General features: G+C 70.3%; 20 protein-coding genes and 1 pseudogene. 16 read left to right on the top strand and 5 right to left on the bottom strand.

What is annotated here, in order from left to right:
• Window positions 1-2: 2 nt before the first annotated feature.
• Both rpsF and QFW81_RS07480 read right to left on the bottom strand, forming a co-directional pair.
• Window positions 3-437, bottom strand: coding sequence for a 30S ribosomal protein S6 (gene rpsF, locus QFW81_RS07475; protein ID WP_280578062.1), 435 nt, complete (start codon window positions 435-437; stop codon window positions 3-5).
• A gap of 217 nt (window positions 438-654) precedes the next feature.
• Entirely contained in the window at window positions 655-996 is a 342-nt protein-coding gene (locus tag QFW81_RS07480; RefSeq protein ID WP_280578063.1) for a HesB/IscA family protein, read from the bottom strand.
• 103 nt (window positions 997-1,099) lie between these two features.
• Here QFW81_RS07480 and asnS point away from each other — a divergent pair, with 103 nt between their 5' ends.
• The 16 genes and pseudogenes from asnS (at window position 1,100) to QFW81_RS07560 (ending at window position 15,029) form a co-directional block, all read left to right on the top strand.
• Complete coding sequence (gene asnS, locus QFW81_RS07485) at window positions 1,100-2,500, top strand: asparagine--tRNA ligase (protein WP_280578064.1); 1,401 nt, start codon at window positions 1,100-1,102, stop codon at window positions 2,498-2,500.
• On the top strand, window positions 2,500-2,805 hold the full coding sequence (locus QFW81_RS07490; protein ID WP_280578065.1) for a hypothetical protein: 306 nt from the start codon (window positions 2,500-2,502) through the stop codon (window positions 2,803-2,805). Before asnS ends, QFW81_RS07490 begins: the two co-directional genes overlap by 1 nt.
• Entirely contained in the window at window positions 2,802-3,122 is a 321-nt protein-coding gene (locus QFW81_RS07495; protein WP_280578066.1) for a hypothetical protein, read from the top strand. Before QFW81_RS07490 ends, QFW81_RS07495 begins: the two co-directional genes overlap by 4 nt.
• Window positions 3,123-3,134: 12 nt before the next feature.
• Complete coding sequence (locus tag QFW81_RS07500; protein WP_280578067.1) at window positions 3,135-3,755, top strand: FMN-binding negative transcriptional regulator; 621 nt, start codon at window positions 3,135-3,137, stop codon at window positions 3,753-3,755.
• A gap of 13 nt (window positions 3,756-3,768) precedes the next feature.
• On the top strand, window positions 3,769-4,554 hold the full coding sequence (locus QFW81_RS07505; protein ID WP_280578068.1) for an SDR family oxidoreductase: 786 nt from the start codon (window positions 3,769-3,771) through the stop codon (window positions 4,552-4,554).
• Window positions 4,555-4,560: 6 nt separating this feature from the next.
• The gene (nei, locus tag QFW81_RS07510; protein WP_280578069.1) at window positions 4,561-5,376 is read left to right on the top strand and encodes an endonuclease VIII; all 816 of its coding nucleotides are present in this window, start codon (window positions 4,561-4,563) and stop codon (window positions 5,374-5,376) included.
• Window positions 5,377-5,411: 35 nt separating this feature from the next.
• Window positions 5,412-6,839: an aldehyde dehydrogenase gene (locus QFW81_RS07515; RefSeq protein ID WP_280578070.1), complete on the top strand. Its 1,428-nt coding sequence runs from the start codon at window positions 5,412-5,414 to the stop codon at window positions 6,837-6,839.
• Window positions 6,840-6,867: 28 nt separating this feature from the next.
• Window positions 6,868-7,530, top strand: coding sequence for a carbonate dehydratase (gene can, locus QFW81_RS07520; RefSeq protein ID WP_280578071.1), 663 nt, complete (start codon window positions 6,868-6,870; stop codon window positions 7,528-7,530).
• The gene (locus QFW81_RS07525) at window positions 7,527-7,964 is read left to right on the top strand and encodes a RidA family protein (protein ID WP_280578073.1); all 438 of its coding nucleotides are present in this window, start codon (window positions 7,527-7,529) and stop codon (window positions 7,962-7,964) included. Before can ends, QFW81_RS07525 begins: the two co-directional genes overlap by 4 nt.
• A complete protein-coding gene (locus tag QFW81_RS07530) occupies window positions 7,961-8,509 on the top strand; it encodes a 3-hydroxyanthranilate 3,4-dioxygenase (RefSeq protein WP_280578074.1) in 549 nt (182 codons plus the stop codon). Before QFW81_RS07525 ends, QFW81_RS07530 begins: the two co-directional genes overlap by 4 nt.
• A gap of 11 nt (window positions 8,510-8,520) precedes the next feature.
• Window positions 8,521-9,546, top strand: coding sequence for an amidohydrolase family protein (locus QFW81_RS07535; RefSeq protein ID WP_280578075.1), 1,026 nt, complete (start codon window positions 8,521-8,523; stop codon window positions 9,544-9,546).
• Window positions 9,543-10,820 (top strand): kynureninase, encoded by a 1,278-nt coding sequence (gene kynU, locus QFW81_RS07540; protein WP_280578076.1) that lies wholly within the window; start codon window positions 9,543-9,545, stop codon window positions 10,818-10,820. The genes QFW81_RS07535 and kynU overlap by 4 nt, the downstream gene beginning before the upstream one ends.
• Window positions 10,817-12,169 carry an FAD-dependent oxidoreductase gene (locus QFW81_RS07545; RefSeq protein WP_280578077.1) on the top strand — a complete coding sequence of 451 codons (1,353 nt, stop codon included), beginning with the start codon at window positions 10,817-10,819 and terminating at the stop codon, window positions 12,167-12,169. The genes kynU and QFW81_RS07545 overlap by 4 nt, the downstream gene beginning before the upstream one ends.
• Before the next feature lie 58 nt (window positions 12,170-12,227).
• Window positions 12,228-13,667 (top strand): annotated as a pseudogene (gene sbcB / locus QFW81_RS07550) (exodeoxyribonuclease I); the annotation flags it as partial.
• A gap of 131 nt (window positions 13,668-13,798) precedes the next feature.
• On the top strand, window positions 13,799-14,485 hold the full coding sequence (locus QFW81_RS07555; protein ID WP_280578078.1) for a DUF2461 domain-containing protein: 687 nt from the start codon (window positions 13,799-13,801) through the stop codon (window positions 14,483-14,485).
• 4 nt (window positions 14,486-14,489) lie between these two features.
• Complete coding sequence (locus QFW81_RS07560) at window positions 14,490-15,029, top strand: DUF2939 domain-containing protein (protein ID WP_280578079.1); 540 nt, start codon at window positions 14,490-14,492, stop codon at window positions 15,027-15,029.
• Window positions 15,030-15,158: 129 nt separating this feature from the next.
• Here QFW81_RS07560 and QFW81_RS07565 read toward each other — a convergent pair whose 3' ends face one another.
• From QFW81_RS07565 to QFW81_RS07575, 3 genes are all read right to left on the bottom strand, one after another.
• Window positions 15,159-17,279, bottom strand: coding sequence for a TonB-dependent siderophore receptor (locus tag QFW81_RS07565; RefSeq protein ID WP_280578080.1), 2,121 nt, complete (start codon window positions 17,277-17,279; stop codon window positions 15,159-15,161).
• Between the two features lie 465 nt (window positions 17,280-17,744).
• Entirely contained in the window at window positions 17,745-18,659 is a 915-nt protein-coding gene (locus QFW81_RS07570) for a 5'-nucleotidase (RefSeq protein WP_280578081.1), read from the bottom strand.
• A gap of 210 nt (window positions 18,660-18,869) precedes the next feature.
• On the bottom strand, window positions 18,870-19,640 hold the full coding sequence (locus QFW81_RS07575) for an NAD kinase (protein ID WP_280578082.1): 771 nt from the start codon (window positions 19,638-19,640) through the stop codon (window positions 18,870-18,872).
• Window positions 19,641-19,729: the final 89 nt, after the last annotated feature.

A 19,729-nucleotide genomic window follows, 5' to 3' on the forward strand; every position in this document is an offset into this window, starting at 1 on the left:
CCTCAGGCGGCTTCGGCGGTGTCGGCCTTGTCGCCGTCGTTGTCGGTGGACGGCGACGGGGATTCCTCGTCGTCACGGCGGCGGCGTTCGCCGCGCTCGGGCTTGTCGCTCTTCTCGTCCTTGTTCTTCATGATCAGGGACTGTTCGGTGTCGGCCTCGTCGCGGCGCATCACCAGGTGGCGCAGCACGGCGTCGTTGAAGCGGAAGCCCTCGACCAGCTCGTTGAGCACGTCCTGGCCGACTTCGATGTTGAACAGCACGTAGTGGGCCTTGACCAGGTTGTTGATCGGATAGGCCAACTGGCGGCGGCCCCAGTCCTCGAGCCGGTGGATCTTGCCTTCGCCGCCTTCGATCAGCGCCTTGTAGCGCTCGATCATCGCCGGCACCTGCTCGCTCTGGTCCGGATGGACCAGGAACACGACTTCATAGTGACGCATGGGATTTCCTTTCGGGTATCGGGCGCCCTCGCGGGCGGCCCTGGACAGCCCCCCGACGCCCGGCACGGACGCGGTGGAGCAAGGGCTCCCCGCAGGCACGCCGCAGGGAGCCGCGCATTATGGCGGATCAATGACTTGCGGGCAAGCTGGACCCGGGGCACGACCGGGGCACGAGGATTGGACGCGGGGCGGCCCAGCGACAGGCCGCCGCGACGGCTCAGGCGGCCTTGTCGGCGTCGGTGGTGAAGCTCTCGCCGCAGCCGCATTCGGCCGCGGCGTTGGGATTGGCGAACACGAATTCGTGGTTCAACCCGCGGCGGACGAAGTCGATGGTGGTGCCGTCGACCATCGACAGGCTGGTGGCGTCGACGTAGATTCGCACACCGTCCAGTTCGGTGATCCGGTCGCCGTCGCGGGCGTCGCGGGCCAGATCGACCGCATAGCCCCAACCCGAACATCCGGTGCGCTGGACCCCGAACCGCAGGCCGAGCGCGTCGGGCTCGGCCGCCAGGAACTGTCGGACGCGGTCGAAGGCGGCGGGCGTGAGCTGGATGGCCATGTCGGGGATTCTACCGTGGGGCCGCTGAAACCGGCATGAGGACGCGCGGGGCCGCGCTAGACTGTGCGTTCCAACATCGGGCCCCTCTCCCAGGATTCAAGGCATGACGGTTTCCAGCGTCGAACACGCGCTCGCGGGCAGGATTCCCGCCGGCGGCGAAGTCACGGTCCGCGGCTGGGTGCGCACCCGGCGCGACTCCAAGGCCGGGCTGAGCTTCGTCAACGTCAGCGACGGCTCGTGCTTCGCCCCGATCCAGGTGGTGGCACCCTCGACGCTGGCCAACTACGACGCGGAAGTGAAGCGACTGACCGCCGGCTGCGCCGTCATCGCCCGCGGCACCCTGGTGCCCTCGCAGGGCCAGGGCCAGAGCTTCGAGATCCAGGCCGAGTCGATCGAGGTGGTGGGCTGGGTCGAGGACCCGGAAACCTACCCGATCCAGCCCAAGGCGCATTCGCTGGAATTCCTGCGCGAGGTCGCCCACCTGCGCCCGCGCACCAACCTGTTCGGGGCCGTCACCCGGATCCGCCACTGCCTGGCCCAGGCCGCGCACCGTTATTTCCACGAGAACGGCTACTACTGGATCAATACGCCGGTCATCACCACCTCCGACGCCGAGGGCGCCGGCCAGATGTTCCGCGTGTCCACGCTGGACCTGGCCAACCTGCCGCGCGGCGAACGCGGCGAAGTGGATTTCTCGCGCGACTTCTTCGGCAAGGAAGTGTTCCTCTCGGTGTCGGGGCAACTCAACGTCGAGGCGTTCGCGCTGGCGATGAGCAGGGTCTACACCTTCGGACCGACGTTCCGTGCAGAGAACTCCAACACCACCCGCCACCTGGCCGAGTTCTGGATGATCGAGCCGGAGATCGCCTTCGCCGATCTGGCCGAGGATGCGCGCATCGCCGAGGAGTTCCTCAAGTACCTGTTCCGCGCGGTACTGGACGAGCGCGCCGACGACATGGCCTTCATCGCCGAACGCGTGCAGAAGGACGCGATCACGCGCCTGGAGAGTTTCATCAATGCACCGTTCGAACGCATCGAGTACTCCGACGCCGTGGCCCTGCTGCAGAAGTCCGGCCAGACGTTCGACTTCCCGGTCGAATGGGGCCTGGACCTGCAGACCGAGCACGAGCGCTGGCTGACCGAGCAGCACGTCGGGCGGCCGGTGGTGGTGACCAACTATCCCGAGCACATCAAGGCGTTCTACATGCGCCTGAACGACGACGGCAGGACCGTCGCGGCGATGGACGTGCTGGCGCCGGGCATCGGCGAGATCATCGGCGGCAGCCAGCGCGAGGAGCGCCTGGACGTGCTGGATGCGCGCATGGACCAGTTCGGCCTGGACCGCGAACACTACGCCTGGTACCGCGACTTCCGCCGCTACGGCACCGTGCCGCACGCCGGCTTCGGCCTCGGCTTCGAGCGGCTGGTCGTGTACGTGTGCGGCCTGTCGAACATCCGCGACGCGATTCCCTACCCGCGCGCGCCGGGGACCGCGGAATACTGATGGTCCTGTTCCTCGCCCTGTGTTTCGTCGGGATCGCCATCGGCGGGCTGACCGCGTTCGTCATCTTCTGGCCGCTGGCGCTGGTGCACCTGCGCGACCGCCACCCGCAGGTGCGCGCCTCGCTCGGCGAGGGCGCGTTCCTGAGCCCCGGCGCGCTGGGCTGGCTGCTGGGCGGCCGCTACCGCGCGGTGCCCGATGCGCAGTTCACCGGGCTGGCGACGCCGGCGATGGTCTCGGCCTGGGTGATCGTCGGCGCGCTGGGCATGTCGACGCTGCTGTGGCTGTGGTCGGTGGCGCTGCGATGAACACGGAATCCACCGGGCACCTGCGCGAGGAATGGTGGCTGGCCTCGCTCGGCCGCACCATCGTCTGGGCGCGGCTGCGCATGCGGGAGGCCGGTACCGCGGAGGTGTTCGACAGCGACGGCGCCACCCTGGTGTACGACAGCGAGGACACCGCGCGCGCGATGCTGATGGATGCCGACTTCGTGGCGTTCGACGGCATGGACGAGGACGATGCCCTGGCGCGTGGCTTCTCGCTGGCCGAACTGGCGCCGCCGGAGGGCGGCAACGACGACGTGCTGCGCGCCCGCATGGTGCAGTCGCTCGGCGCGCGCGCCTGATCCGATCGCGGCATGTACACCCCGCGCGCCTTCGCCGAGACCGAACTGGTGCACCTCGACGCGCTGGTCGCGGCCGATCCCTTCGTCACCCTGGTCACCATCGGCGCCGACGGCGCGCCGTTCGCCAGCCACCTGCCCGTGCTGTACCGGCGCGAGGGCGATCGCGTGCTGGTCGAAGGCCACTGGGCGAAGCCGAACCCGCAGGCGCAGCACGCAGGGCCAGCGCTGATGATCGTGCGCGGCCCGCATGCCTACGTGTCGCCGGGCTGGTATCCGGACAAGGAGGCGGCCGCGCGCGTGCCGACCTGGAACTATGCCGTGGCCCATCTGTCGGGCACGCTGCAGCCGTTCTCGGATGAGGACGCGCTGGCCGACCTGGTGTCGCGCCTGAGCGACCGGTTCGAGGCGGGCGTAGGCCAGACGTGGCGTTTCGAGCCGGACCGCGACGACCATCGCCGGCAGCTGCGCGGCATCGTCGGCTTCCGCTTCGAGCCCGGGCGCATCGAACTGAAGTTCAAGCTCAACCAGAACCACCCGGTCGCCAATCGCGTATCCGTGGCCGATGCCCTGTCCCGCAGCGATGCGCCGGACGCGCGCGCGGTCGCGACCCTGATGCGCGACCGCCTGGACTGACCAGGAGACCCCGATGGACCTCGACCTCACCGGCCGCCACGCCCTCGTCTGCGGCGCGTCCCAAGGCATCGGCCGCGCGGCGGCGCACGAACTCGCCGGGCTCGGCGCCGACGTCACCGTGCTCGCGCGCAGTGCGCAGGCGCTGCAGTCCGTGGTCGAGGCGCTGCCCCGCCGCGGTGCGCAACGCCACCACGCGCTGGAGGCCGATCTCTCGCAGCGCGAAGCCCTGCGCGAGGCCGTCGCCACGCGCGTCGCGCAGGCACCGGTGCACATCCTGGTCAACAACACGGGCGGCCCACCGGGCGGGCCTGCACTGGCGGCCGACGAGGCGGCTTTCGTCGAGGCCTTCGCCCAGCACCTGCTCGCCGGTCACGCGCTGGTGAAGGCCGTCGTGCCGGGTATGCGCGCCGCGGGCTGGGGCCGGATCGTCAACGTGGTCTCGACCTCGGTGTACGAGCCGATCGCCGGGCTCGGCGTGTCCAATACCGTCCGCGGCGCGGTCGCGAGCTGGGCCAAGACGCTCTCGCGCGAACTCGGCCCGCACGGCATCACCGTCAACAACGTGCTGCCCGGCTACACCGACACCGCACGTATCGAACAGATCCTCCGCGACCGCACCGCCGCTACGGGCAAATCGCGCGAACAGGTCATCGCCGCCATGCTCGCCAGCGTGCCGGTCGGCCGCTTCGCCCGTCCCGAAGAACCCGGCGGCGTGATCGCCTTCCTGTGCTCGCCGGCCGCGGCCTACGTCAACGGGGTCTCGCTGGCGGTCGACGGCGGGCGCATGCAGTCGATCTGAGCCGCGATGCCCGAAGGCCCCGAGATCCGTCGCGCCGCCGACCGTCTGGCCGAGGCGGTCGTCGGCCGACCGCTGGTTTCGGCCTGGTTCGCCTTTCCTGCGCTCAAGCGCTTCGAGCGCGGGTTGCGGGGGCGCCGCATTCTTGCGATCGCGCCGCACGGCAAGGCGCTGCTGACCCGTTTCGACCACGGCTGGACGCTGTACAGCCACAACCAGCTCTACGGGGTGTGGCAGGTCGCCGCCGCCGGTGAACGTCCGGAGACGACCCGTTCCCTGCGCGTCGCGCTGGACACGGCGGATCGGTCGATCCTGCTGTACTCCGCCTCCGACGTGTCGATGTGGCGCGATGCCGACCTCGCCTGCCACCCGTTCCTGTCCAGGCTCGGGCCCGACGTCCTCGATCCGGCCCTCGATGCCGCACAGGTGGCCGACCGCCTGCGCGATCCGCGCTTCGCCACGCGCCGGCTCGACGGCCTGCTGCTCGACCAGGCCTTCCTTGCCGGCATGGGCAACTACCTGCGCGCCGAAGTGCTGTTCGAGGCACGGCTCTCGCCCCGCCTGCGCCCGGCCGACCTCGACGCCGCGCAGCGCAGGCGCCTGGCCCGGGCGCTGCTGGACGTGCCGCGGCGCAGCTACCGCACCCGCGGCATCGAGCCGGCGAGTGGCATGCGCGGCGACTACCTCACCGACACCTCCGACGGCTTCCGCTTCCAGGTGTTCGACCGCGAGGGCCTGCCCTGCCCGCGCTGCGGGGCGCCGATCGTGCGCGAGACCCTGGCCGGGCGCCGCCTGTACACCTGCCCCGCCTGCCAGGCCGACTGACGCATCGCGCACGCCGTCGGCGTTAAGCTGGGCGCATGAAGCACTGCCGGCATTTCATCGACGGCGCGTTCCACGACGCGGCCGGTGGCCGCTGGCTGGAGGTGGCCGACCCGGCCAGCGGACGGCCGCTGGCCCAGGCTGCAGCGGGCGATGCAACGGATGTCGAGGCTGCGGTCGCCGCGGCCCACACGGCGTTCCCGTCCTGGTCGACGCTTGCCAACGACGTGCGCGCCGGCTGGCTCGAGCGCCTGGCCGATGCGCTGGAGGCGAAGGCCGACCTGTTCGCCGAGGCCGAGTCGCGCGATGCGGGCAAACCGATCCGGCTGGCGCGCGAGATCGAGATCCCGCGCGCGATCGCCAACCTGCGCTTCTTCGCCCACGCCGCCACCCAGTTCGCCAGCGAGTCCCACCACGGCCAGGCGGGACTGAACTACACCCTGCGTGTGCCGCTGGGCGTGGTGGGCACCATCTCGCCGTGGAACCTGCCGCTGTACCTGCTAACCTGGAAGATCGCGCCGGCGCTCGCGGCAGGCAACACGGTGGTGGCCAAGCCGTCCGAGGTCACGCCGATGACGGCCACCATGCTGGCCGAACTGGCACAGGAGGTTGGCTTCCCCGCGGGCGCGTTGAACGTGGTCCATGGCCGTGGCCCGGAGGCGGGCGAATCGCTGGTGGCGCACCCGCAGGTGCGCGCAGTCTCGTTCACCGGCAGCACGGCGGTCGGCACGCGCATCGCCTCGATGGCGGCGCCGCAGCTCAAGAAGGTCTCGCTGGAACTGGGCGGCAAGAACGCGACGCTGGTGTTCGCCGACAGCGACTGGCACGACCACCTCGACACCCTGGTGCGCTCGGCGTTCCAGAACAGCGGCCAGATCTGCCTGTGCGGCTCGCGGATCCTGGTCGAGCGGTCGATCCTGACCGCCTTTACCGAGGCATTCGTGGACCGCGTGCGTGCGCTGCGCATCGGGGATCCGGTCGATCCGGACACCCAGTTCGGACCGCTGGTGTCGCAGGCGCACTTCGACAAGGTGCTCGCCGCCCTGGCCCGCGCCCGCGACGAGGGCGGACGCGTGCTGTGCGGCGGCGAGGCGCTTGAGCGACCCGGCTGGTTCGTCGCGCCCACGGTGATCGACGGCCTGGGTCCCGACTGCGCCAGCAACCGCGAGGAGATCTTCGGCCCGGTCGCCACCCTGCAGGCGTTCGACGACGAGCCCGACGCGCTGCGCCTGGCCAATGCCGTGGACTACGGCCTGTCGGCCTCGGTCTGGACCCGCGACCTCGACCGCGCCCACCGGCTGGCCGCCGCGCTGCGGGTGGGCATCGTGTGGATCAACAGCTGGATGCTGCGCGACCTGCGCACGCCCTTCGGCGGCAGCGGCCGGTCCGGGCTGGGGCGCGAAGGCGGACTGGAAGCGATGCGCTTTTTCACAGAGCCGAAGAACGTGGCTATCGCTTTGCGATAATGGCCGCGACCTTTCCACGGACACCGCGATGAGCCGACTGCAGGAACTGCTGGAAAAGAACGAAGCCTGGGCCGCCAGGATCGAGGCCGAAGACCCGGCGTTCTTCAGCCGGCTGTCGGAGATCCAGACCCCCAAGTTCCTGTGGATCGGCTGTTCGGACTCGCGGGTGCCGGCCAACCAGATCGTCGACATGGCGCCGGGCGAGGTGTTCGTCCACCGCAACATCGCCAACGTGGTGGTGCACACCGACCTCAACTGCCTGTCGGTGATCCAGTTCGCGGTCGACGTGCTCAAGGTCGAGCACATCCTGGTGGTCGGCCACTACGGCTGCGGCGGCGTCCTGGCCGCGCTCAAGGGCATGCGCGTGGGCCTGGCCGACAACTGGATCCGGCACGTCAAGGACGTGGCCAACAAGCACGAGGCGGTGCTGGCCGACATCGCCCACGAAGGGCTGCGCCACGACCGCCTGTGCGAGCTCAACGTGCTCGAACAGGTGGCGAACGTGTGCGAGACCACGATCGTGCGCGACGCCTGGTCGCGCGGGCAGAACGTGCATGTCTACGGCTGGGTCTACACCCTGCGCGACGGCCGGGTGCACGACCTGGGCCTGGATATCGACAGCGAGCAGGCGCTGATCGACCAGTACGCGCCGGCCGTGGCGCGGATCCGGGTCGACCGGGAGGACCGGTGACCGGCACGGCCGGCATCCATGCCGCTTCGGCGCCGCCGCCCGTCGGCCGCTATCCGCATGCGCGCCGCCACGGCGACCTGCTGTTCCTGTCGGGCATCGGCCCGCGCGATCCTGCCACGAGCATGGTGCCGGGCAACGTCCTGGACGATGCCGGCCGCGTGCTCGCGCACGACATCGCGGCCCAGGCCCGTGCAGTGTTCGCCAACGTGCGCGCGGTGCTCGAGGCCAGCGGCGCCCGCTGGGAGGACCTGCTCGACGTGACCGTCTACCTGACCGACATGGCCGGCGATTTCGCCGCCTACAACGCGGTGTGGGGCGAGCACTTCCCCGACCCCGCCTCCGCGCCCTGCCGCACCACGCTCGGCATCGACGCGCTGCCGACGCCGATCGCGATCGAGCTCAAGTGCATCGCCGCCATGAGGAACACGCCATGATCGCCGCGCCGCTCAACTTCCAGCAGTGGATCGAGGACCATCGCCACCTGCTCAAGCCGCCGGTGGGCAACAAGTGCCTGTACGACGGCGAGTTCATCGTGATGATCGTCGGCGGCCCCAACGCGCGCACCGACTACCACTGGGAGGAAGGCCCGGAGTGGTTCTACCAGCTCGAGGGCGAGATGACGCTGCGGATCCAGGAGGAGGGCCGGGTGCGCGACATCCCGATCCGCGCCGGCGAGACCTTCCTGCTGCCGCCGCGCGTCGCGCACTCGCCGCAGCGGGCCGAAGGCTCGGTCGGGCTGGTGATCGAGCGCCGCCGCCTGGCGCACGAGGACGACGGCCTGCTGTGGTTCTGCGAACGCTGCAACGCCAAGGTCTACGAGGAGTATTTCCACCTCGAAGACATCGAGCAGGACTTCTTCCGCGTGTTCGAGCGCTTCTACCGCGACGACGCACTGCGCACCTGCAAGGTTTGCGGCCACCTCAACCCGCGTCCGTCGCGCTACGAGCTGCAGGCCGACTCGCAGGCCGACATCACCTGACGCCGCCGCGCATGCTGAAGATTGACATCCACGCCCACTACCTGCCGCGCGACTGGCCCGATCTCGCACGCCGGTACGGCGAGGCGCGGTTTCCAGTGATCCACCATACCGATGACGGCCGCCACCGGATCTACAAGGACGGGCGCTTCTTCCGCGAGATCTGGTCCAAGACCTGGGACGCGCGCGAGCGGATCGACGACTACGCGCGGTTCGGGGTGCAGGTGCAGGTGATCAGCACCGTGCCGGTGATGTTCAGCTACTGGGCCAAGCCGGCGCACGCGCTGGAGCTGCACCAGGCGCTCAACGACCACATGGCCGCCACCTGCCGCGAGTTCCCGCGCCACTACGCGGGCATCGGCACGGTGCCGCTGCAGTCGCCGCGGCTGGCGGTACAGGAGCTGGAGCGCTGCATGGACCAGCTCGACCTGCAGGGCGTGCAGATCGGTTCGCACGTCACCGGGCCCGATGGTACCCACTGGAACCTCGACGCGCCGGAACTGTTCCCGTTCTTCGAGGCCGCCGCCGATCTCGGCGCCGCGATCCTGGTCCACCCCTGGGACATGATGGGCGCCGACTCCATGCCGAAATACTGGCTGCCCTGGCTGGTGGGCATGCCGGCCGAGCAGTCGCGCGCGGCATGCTGCCTGGTGTTCGGCGGCGTGCTCGAACGCCTGCCGAACCTGAAGATCTGCATGGCGCACGGCGGCGGCAGCTTCCCCTACACCATCGGGCGCATCGAACACGGCTTCAACATGCGGCCCGACCTCGTCGCCACCGACAATCCCCACAATCCGCGCGACTACCTCAAGCGACTGTACTTCGACTCCTGGGTGGCCGATCCGCGCGCACTGCGCTACCTGCTCGACACCTGCGGCACGGAGCGGGTGATGCTCGGCACCGACTATCCCTTCCCGCTGGGCGAACAGGAACCCGGCGCGGGCATCGAGGCGATCGAACTCGACCAGGCGTCGCGCGCGCGGCTCTACCACGGGACCGCGCTGGAATGGCTGGACCTGCCATTGTCGAGGTTCGCGTGAGCGACCTGTTCACCGAGGCGCACGCCGCAGGGCTCGATGCCGCCGATCCGCTGCGCGTGTACCGCGGACAGTTCCTCCTGCCCCGCCACGGCGACGGCGAGCAGGCCTATTTCTGCGGCAATTCGCTGGGCCTGCAGCCGCGCGGTGCGCGCGCGCACGTCGAGCAGGTGCTGGACAAGTGGGCCAGCGAGGCAGTCGAGGGGCACTTCACCGGGCAGGCACAGTGGATGCCCTACCACGAACTGGTACGGGAGCCGCTGGCGCAGGTGGTGGGCGCCGAGCCTTCGGAAGTGGTGGCAATGAACTCGCTCACCGCCAACCTGCACCTGATGATGGTGAGCTTCTACCGGCCCACGATCGAGCGCACCGCGATCCTGGTGGAGGCCGGGAGCTTTCCGTCGGATCGCTACGCAGTGGAATCGCAGCTGCGCTACCGCGGCCTGCCGCCGGCGCACACGCTGATCGAACTCGCGCCGGATCTGCCCGGCGGCCTGTTCTCGATGGAAGCGATCGAACGCGCGATCCGCGAACACGGCAAGCGCCTGGCCCTGGTGCTGTGGCCGGGCGTGCAGTACCGCACCGGACAGGCGTTCGACCTGGCGGAGATCGCGCGCATCACCCATGAGGTCGGCGCGATCGCCGGCTTCGACCTCGCGCACGCGGTCGGCAACCTGCCGCTGCAGCTGCACGACAGCGGCGCCGATTTCGCGGTGTGGTGCCACTACAAATACATGAACTCGGGTCCCGGCGCGGTCGCCGGCTGTTTCGTGCACGCGCGCCATGCGCAGACCGACCGACCGCGGTTCGCCGGCTGGTGGGGGCACGAGGCCGCCACGCGCTTCCGCATGGGGCCGGAGTTCGTGCCCACGCCCGGCGCTGAGGGCTGGCAGCTGAGCAACCCGCCGATCCTTGCGCTCGCGCCGCTGCGCGCGTCGCTGGACCTGTTCGCCGGCGCCGGCATGGCTGCGCTGCGCGAGAAATCCGTGCGCCTGACCGCCTATCTCGAAGCCCTGATCGACGCGCGCCTGCGCGACGTGCTGGATATCGTCACGCCGCGCGACCCGGCCCGTCGCGGCTGCCAGCTCTCGCTGCGCGTGGCCGGCGGCCGCGACCGTGGACGCGCGCTGTTCGAATTCCTCGGCACGCAGGGCATCGTCGGCGACTGGCGCGAACCCGACGTGATCCGCATCTCCCCCACCCCGCTCTACAACACCCACGCCGACGTCCTGCGCTTCGCGCGCGCGGTGGAGCAATGGCGGAGCGTCGTGGCATGAGCGAGAGCCGCAGGATCACCATCATCGGCGCCGGGCTGGCGGGGACGCTGCTGGCGACGTTGCTGGCGCAGCGGGGCTGGACGGTCGAGGTGTTCGAGCGGCGCGGCGATCCGCGCCTGCACGGCTACGCCGGCGGGCGCTCGATCAACCTGGCGCTGGCCGAGCGCGGGCTGCACGCGCTGCGCCAGGCCGGCGCCGACCTCGGCGTGATGCGCCAGGCGGTGATGATGCGCGGACGCATGGTGCATCCGCTGGGCGGCACCCCGGAGTTGCAGCGCTACGGGCGCGACGACAGCGAGGTGATCTGGTCGATCAGCCGCGGCGAGCTCAACATCGTGCTGATCGAGGCGGCCGAGGCCGCCGGCGCGACCCTGCATTTCGACCGCCGCCTGGAGGACGTGGATTTCGCCGCCGGCACGATGCGCGTGCTGGGCGACGGCCACGACGAGCGCCGCGGGTTCGACACCCTGGTGGGAGCCGACGGGGCCGGCTCCACCCTGCGCGCGCAGATGATGCGGGTGCGCGACCTGGGCGAGCGCACCGAATGGCTCGACCACGGCTACAAGGAACTCGAGATCCCGCCCGGGCCCGGGGGCGCGTTCCGGATCGAACCCAATGCGCTGCACATCTGGCCGCGCGGGTACTACATGTGCATCGCCCTGCCCAACGACGAACGCACCTTCACCGTCACCCTGTTCATGCCGCACGAAGGACCGCACCCGAGCTTCGCCACCGTGGCCGATGGCGCGGCGGCTCGCGAGCTGTTCGAGGCGCAGTTCGCCGATGCCGTGCCGCTGATCCCGATGCTGGAGGAGGATTTCGAGCGCAACCCGACCGGCTTGCTCGGCACGCTGTACCTCGACCAGTGGCACCTGGACGGACGCGCGGTGCTGCTCGGCGACGCGGCGCACGCGATGGTGCCGTTCCACGGCCAGGGCATGAACTGCGCGTTCGAGGACTGCGTGGCGCTGGCCGACCGGCTGCTGCCCGGCGGCGACTTCGCCGCCGCATACGCGGCGTTCGCCGCCCAGCGCATGCCCGACGCCGCGGCGATCCAGCACATGGCGCTGGAGAACTACATCGAGATGCGCGACCGCGTGGACGACCGCGACTACCGCCTGCAGCGCGCGCTCGAACTGCTGCTGCAGGAGCGCCATCCGGGCCGCTTCGTCCCGCACTACGCGATGGTCAGCTTCATGCGCATTCCCTACTCCCTGGCGCTGGCACGCAGCGAGCTCCAGCGCGGGATCCTGGCGCGCGCCACCGCGGGCCTGGCTTCGCTCGACGCGGTGGACTGGACCGCGCTCGACGCGGACGTGCTGGCACGGCTGCCGCCGCTGTCGGAATAGCGCCGGGCCGCACGGCGGGATCCCGGCCCGCTCGCGCTACCCGGCCTACAATGGGGCCATGCCGGCCAGCTTCCTGTTCTACGACCTCGAGACCTTCGGCGCCGACCCGCGGCGGACCCGCATCGCGCAGTTCGCGGCGATCCGCACCGACGAATCGCTGCAGCAGATCGACGAGCCGATCGACTTCCTGGTCCGCCCCGCGGACGACCTGCTGCCCTCGCCCGACGCCTCGATGGTCACCGGCCTGTCGCCGCAGCATGCGCTGGACAACGGTGTGCCGGAAGCGGAAGCCTTTTCGCGCATCTTCGACGAGATGGCGCGGCCGCAGACCTGCACCCTGGGGTACAACTCGCTGCGCTTCGACGACGAGTTCGTGCGCTTCGGCCTGTACCGCAATTTCTTCGATGCCTACGAACGCGAGTGGCGCGGCGGCAACTGCCGCTGGGACCTGCTCGACGTGATGCGCCTGGCGCACGCATTGCGCCCGGACGGCATCGTCTGGCCGCAGCGCGACGACGGCAAGGGCACCTCGTTCAAGCTCGAGCACCTGGCCGCGGCCAACGGCGTGCGGACCGGCGACGCACACGAGGCGCTGTCGGACGTGCGTGCGCTGATCGGCCTGGCGCGACGCTTCCGGGATGCCCAACCGCGCCTGTGGCAATACGCCCTGCAGCTGCGCGACAAGCGCTTCGCGGCCGGTCTGGTGGACACGGTGGCGATGACACCGCTGCTGCACGTCTCGCAGCGCTATCCCGCCAGCCGCCTGTGCGCGGCGCCCGTGCTGCCGCTGGCGCGTCACCCCCGCTACGACACCCGCGTGATCGTGTTCGACCTCGACAGCGAACCCGACGCCCTGCTCGACCTGGACGCCGAGGCCATCGCCGCGCGCCTGTACCTGCGTGCCGACCAGCTGCGCGAGGGCGAGACCCGCGTTGCGCTGAAGGAAGTGCACCTCAACCGCTGCCCGGCCCTGGTGCGCTGGGACCACCTGCGCGACGAGGACTTCGCCCGGCTTTCGATCGATCCGGCCAGCGCCCTGCAGCGCGCCGGGCGGCTGCGGGCCGCCGGCCCCGCGCTGGCCGAGAAGCTGCGGCAGGTCTACGCCGACGGCCCGTCGTTCGCGCCCGGCGATGCCGATGCCGGGCTGTACGACGGCTTCATCCCCGACGGCGACAAGCGCCTGTTCGCGGACGTGCGCACCACCCCGCCGGCGCAGCTCGGCGCGCGCACGTTCGGCTTCCGGGACCCGCGCATGCATGAACTGCTGTTCCGCTATCGCGCGCGCAACTGGCCGCAGACGCTGGACGCCGGCGAACGCATGCGCTGGGACGCCTATCGACGCGCGCGCTTCAGCGACGGCAGCGGCCTGTCCGAAGTCGGGTTCACGCAGTATTTCGAGCGCATCGCGACACTGCGCAGCGACCATGCCGACGATCCCGAGCGCCTGCGCCTTCTGGCCCGGCTGCAGGATTGGGGTGAAGGGCTGGTGCGCAGTCTCGACAGCGGCGCGCCGGAAGCGGCGCCTGCCGTTCCGGGCGACGCGGCCCAGTCCGCCCCTGGCCCGGTCACCCCGCCCCTGTTCCCACCCCGCTGACCCCAGCGCCGCAGCGCGCCCGCCTACGCCCTGTCATGCCGACCTATTTCACCCCCAAGAGCCTGAAGTTCCTGCGCGCCCTCGCCCGCCACAACGAACGGGCGTGGTTCCAGGACCACCGCGACGATTACGAGACCCATGTGCGCGAACCGTTCCAGCGCCTGCTGGCCGACCTGCAGGCGTCGCTGGCCGAAATCAGCGCGCACTACCGCGCGGACCCGGCGAAAGTCGGCGGCTCGCTGTTCCGCATCCACCGCGACACGCGCTTCGCCAACGACAAGACGCCCTACAAGACCTGGCAGGGCGCGCGGCTGTTCCACGAGCGCAGCCGGCAGGTGCCGGCGCCGTCGTTCTATGTGCAGCTGCAGCCGGGCAACTGCTTCATCGGCGGCGGCATCTGGCACCCGGAGCCGCCGGTGCAGCGACAGATCCGCCAGTTCATCGTCGACAACCCCGGCGGCTGGAAGGCCGCCGCGCACGCGCCTGCGTTCCGGCGCCGTTTCGAACTCGACGACGCCGACATGCTGGTGCGGCCGCCGCGCGGATTCCCGGCCGATTTCGAGTACATCGACGACCTGCGCCACCGCAACTTCGTCGCCTGGCGCGGCCTGGAGGACAGCGTGATGCTGGGCCCGCGGCTGCTGCCGACCCTGGCGAAGGACCTGCAGGCGATGGCCCCGTTCATGGACTATCTCTGCGCCGCCCTCGACCTGGAGTTCTGAGCCCATGCGCAAGTGGATCATCCTCGGCGCGCTGCTGCTGGTCGCGCTGCTGGCGTGGACGGCCGCAGGCCCCTATCTGGCGATGCACGCCATCGGCAAGGCGGTGCGGGAGGAAAATGCCGCCGCGCTCGCACGCCACGTGGACTTCCCGCCACTGCGCGCCAGCCTCAAGGCGCAGCTGGGCGACCGCCTGGCCCGCCGCGTCGGCGTGGAGGCGCAGTCGGGCTGGCTCGGCGCGCTGGGCACGACCGTGGCCAACGAACTGGCCGGCGGCGCCGTCGACCTGATGGTCACCCCCTACGGCCTGGGGGCGCTGATCGAAGGCCGCAAGGTCTGGAACCGCGCCACCGGCCTGCCCCCGCCGCGGACCGAAGCCGGCGCCGCGGCGCGTCCCGACCCGTGGCGAAATGCGCAGCGCCGCTACGAATCCACGTCGCGCTTCACCGCCACGGTCCATACCGACGAGGGGGCGCCGGTGGTATTCGTGCTGACCCGCGACGGCGTCCGCTGGAAGCTCTCGGACATCCGGCTGCCGCCCGCGTGACACGGGGCGGCTTCGGCGAGCGGACGATGTCCGCGCTTCGACACGCACGCCCGCAGATGGATGCCAGAGCCGCCGGGCCGCGCAGCGCGCTGACGCCGGCGACGTGCCGGGCGGACGCGGCCCCGGACGTCAGAACCGCCAGTTCAGGCTGAGCGTGTAGTTGCGCGGCGCGCCGTAGTAGCCGCTGTAGCGCAGGGTGTTGATGTATTTCTCGTCGCCGGCATTGTTGACGTTGAGGCGCAGTGCCGCCTCGGGCAGGAAGTTCCAGGCCACGAAGCCGTTGAACACGGCGTAGCTGTCCTGGCGCACGGTGAAGCCGTTGCTCTCGACGTTCGAGATGTCGCTCTGCCAGCGCGCGCCCACGCCCCACGACAGCGCATCGAACGACGGCAGGCGGCCGCTGAGCACGAGATTCGCGGTACGGCGCGGCACCCAGCGGTAGGTGTCGTCGCCGTCCTGCCCGGTCAGCTTCAGGGCGGTATAGCCGAACACCACGTCGAGCGAGTCGCTGACCCGGCCGGTGGCTTCGAGTTCCACGCCGCGCGACTCCACGTCCACGCCTTCGTAGTAGAACTGCCCCATGTCGTTGTAGCCGGCACCGGTGGCCAGCCCGTCCTGCTCGGCGCGGAACACCGCGAGCGTGGTCAGCAGCCGCTTGTCCAGCCATTCGGCCTTGACGCCCAGCTCGTAGTTCGAGCCCTTGGTCGGATCGAGGTAGCGGCCCTCGGCGTCGGACTGGCTCTGCGGCTGGTAGATGTCGGAGTAGCTGAGGTAGCCGAGCACGTCGGGCGTGAAGTCGAACGTCAGGCCCGCGTACGGGCTGGTCTCGCGCTCGGTCTGGTCGAACACCACGCCGTAGTTCTGGCCGTCGCGGTGGTATTCGGCCCAGTTGACGCCGAGCACGGCCTTGAAGCGGTCGGTCAGCGACAGGCGGGTGGCGCCGTAGGCGCGCTTGAGGCGCTCGTCCAGGGTGCTGTAGGTGGACAGCTCGCCCCACACCGGCTCGGGGATCACGTCGCCGCCCCACGGGAAGCCGGGCATCGGGATGTAGCCGCACACCGTCTCGCCGCACAGCGCGCCGGCGAACTGGTTGCTGACGTTCTCGCTCTGCGACCAGCTCACGCCGAACATCGCCTCGTGCTCGCGCCCGCCCATCGCGAAGCGACCGTTGACCGTCGCCGAGCCCAGGTCGGCGGTGAACGCGTCCGCGCCGCCCCACGGATAGCCGTACAGACCCAGGTTCGTACCCGGCTCCAGGCCGGTCCCCTCGAAATCCGTGGCGTAGAACAGCTTGTCGTCGCTGCGGATGTCGCGGCGGTTGTAGGCCAGCTTCAGCTGCCAGTCCTCTCCGAGCTGGTGCGTGTATTCGATGAAACCGGTGCGGGTGGTGGTGTCCCAGTAGGTCCAGTCCTGGGTGGTGGAGGCGCCCGTGTCCCATTCGGCCTGGGTGCCGTCGCTGTACATGAAGCCGAGCGCGCCCCACATGTTGCCGTCGGTGTCGGCGTCCTGCCAGGAATAGCCGAGCGTCAGGGTGCCGTTCTCGCCGATCTGCCCGTCGACCACGCCGTAGACGAAATCGCGCCGGTCGTCCTTGCCGCGCAGGTACGAACCGCCCTGCTCGTGCGCCGCCACCACGCGGCCGGCCCAGGTGCCGTCGTCGGTGAACGGTGTGGAGTAGTCCACTTCGCCGCGGACCGTGCCCCACGAACCGTAGGAGAGGCCGACCGTGCCACGGGTGTCGTTGGTCGGCCGCTTGCGCACGTAGTTGATCGTGCCGGCCGCATTGCCCACGCCGGTGAGCAGCCCGTTCGCACCGCGGATGACTTCGAGCTTGTCGTAGCCGAACGTGTCCTGGGCCCCGGTCACGATGCCCCAGCTGTTGGGCAGCCCGACGCCGTCGATCTGGGTGTTGGCGATCTCGAATCCGCGCGCGGTGAAGTTGGTGCGGTTGGTTTCCCACTCCTCGACCAGGATGCCGGTGGCCAGGCGCAACGCCTCGTTGACGCTGTCGGTGCCGAACTGGGCCATCTGCTCGCTGCTGACCACGCTGATCGACTGCGGCGTGTCCTTGATCGTCAGGTCCAGGTTGGTGGCGCCGTTGCTGACCCGGTTGGCGCGCTGGCCGACCACGAGCACGGCATCGAGGTCGCGGGCGGAGGGGCCGGCATCGTCCGACGCGGACTGGGCGAGGGCGGCGCCGGACCCGCCGGCCAGCGCCAGGCACACGGCGGCCGTCAGCAGGCGGGGCATCGGGAAGGACGACGGGGCAACGATGCCCTGGAGACGGGCAAAAGCGGGGGCGGAACGCATCAACGAAATCCTGCGGTGAGGGGGTGTGGGGGCGGCGTCCACGGGAGGTCACGGACGCCGTCGGCACCTGAACGAAAGCCGAGGATGCGTATTAAAATGCAAATCACTCGCATTTGGCAATGGCTGCAGCCCGGCGTGCCGCGCGTCCGGGCTCGTTCTCCGCCCGGCGTGGGACTGGGCTCGGGTTGCTGACCCTCTAGACGCCCGCGCCTGGTTCCGCCTGTCGGCCCGGACGGGCCAAGACTGGTAGACCCGATGCCGGCGCCCGTGCGCAGCGGACGCCGATGCATCGAAGCCCGCGGGCGGCGTCGCTCCCTCACGAAGCGCGTCACCCCGCACGCGAGTCGTGCCGCAGGCTCCCAGGCACGACCTGAGAGGAACCGCCTGAAGCGCCCCCCACCCCACCTAGCTGTTCGACACCCCGTGCGGCACGTGCCCCGCCAGCACATGCTGGCGCGCACTGTCGATGTTGTGCGCGGAATCGTCGAAGAAGATGTCGGCACCGAACGCCTCGAGGAACGGCCCCTTGGCACGTCCGCCGAGGAACAGCGCCTCGTCCAGGCGCACGCCCCATTCGCGCAGGGTGCGGATCACGCGCTCGTGCGCGGGCGCGGAGCGTGCCGTCACCAGCGCGGTGCGGATCGGAGACGCCTCGCCTGCGGGGAATGCGGCCTGCAGGTCGTGCAGGGCCGACAGGAAGGCGCGGAACGGTCCGCCCGACAGCGGCTCGCGGGCGTTCTCGATCTCGTACCGGTGGAAGGCATCGATACCGCCCTCGCGCGAGACCCGCTCGCCTTCGTCGCCGAAGATCACGGCGTCGCCGTCAAAGGCGATGCGGATCTGCTCGCTGGCCATGGTGCCGGGCTTGGCGCGGTCGGGGAGGATGGTGGCCGCGGCGACCCCGTTCGCCAGCGCCTGGCGCACCGACTCCGGATTGGCGGACAGGAACAGCTGCGCGCCGAAGGGCCGGATATACGGCCAGGTGGGCTCGCCGGAGGTGAACGTCGCGCGCGAGATCGCCAGCTTGTGGTGCTGGATCGAGTTGAAGATGCGCAGGCCGGTGTCGGCCGAATTGCGCGACAGCAGGATCACCTCGACCCGTGGCGCGTCCGGCGGCGCGGCCACGTTCAGCGCCAGCAGTTTGCGCACCAGCGAGAAGGCGATGCCGGGCTCCAGCACGTCGTCCTCGTGGGTGCGCTGGTACTCCGAATAGGGCTCGATGCCCTCGCGCTCGAACAGGGCGTGGCTGTCCTCGAGATCGAACAGGGCGCGCGAGGAGATCGCGATGGTGAGGACCGCGACGGGTTCTTTGCGGGACATGGGGTGATTATGCATTCAGCGGAGCATGGAACCGGCACCGGGTGGCTTCCGATTTCCCCTATCCGCCTTCGGCACCTTCCCGCGTGGAACGGGGAAGGACAAGGCGGTTCCTTTCCGCCTGCGGTACAGGCGTTCGCGGAAGGCGGTGCTCAATCGCTTCGGGCACCGCCCCGCGCAGGACCCGCCGGCGACAGGGACGCCCGTCGGGACTCAGGTCTCGAACTGCTCGCTGAGGATGCGTTCCTCGAGGTTGTGTTCGGGGTCGAAGAGCATGGTGACCGTGCGCTCGCGTGATTCGCGGATCATCACCTCGACCACGTCGCGCACCTCGTGCGAGTCGGCGGTGGCACTGACCGGGCGCTTGAACGGGTCGAGCACGCGGAAGCGCACCTCGGTGTCGCCCTTGAGCAAGGCGCCGCGCCAGCGGCGCGGGCGGAAGGCGGCGATGGGCGTCAGCGCCACCACGTTCGCGCCCAGCGGCAGGATCGGGCCGTGAGCGGAATAGTTGTAGGCGGTGCTGCCGGCGGCGGTGGCCACCATCACGCCGTCGGCGATCAGCTCGTCCAGCCGCGGCTTGCCGTTGAGTTCGATCGACAGGTGCGCGGCCTGCCGGGTCTGGCGCAGCAGCGAGACCTCGTTGTAGGCCAGCGAGCCGACGGTGGCGCCCGATTCGGTCTGCGCGATCATCTCCAGCGGATGCAGCACCGCCGGCTCCGCGGCGCGGATGCGCTCGATCAGGTCGTCTTCGCGGTGCTGGTTCATCAGGAAGCCGACCGTGCCGAGCTTCATGCCGAACACGGGCTTGCCGAGGCTGCCGTGGCGGTGCAGCGTCTGCAGCATGAAGCCGTCGCCGCCAAGCGCGCACAGCACATCCGCCTGGTCCGGCTCGCACTGGCCATGACGCGCGGTCAGTGCGCCGATCGCGCCCTGCGCGTCGTCGGTCTGGCTGGCGAGGAAGGCGATGCGTGGCGTTGTGCTCATCGGCGGCTCCTGTCCGGTCGACTCCGGAGGATAACCCGGGCAGGCGTCACACCATGCAGCGGGTGTGCAACGCCGATGCCCACGAGCCG

The organism is Luteimonas kalidii (assembly GCF_029887935.1).
Lineage (GTDB): Bacteria > Pseudomonadota > Gammaproteobacteria > Xanthomonadales > Xanthomonadaceae > Luteimonas > Luteimonas kalidii.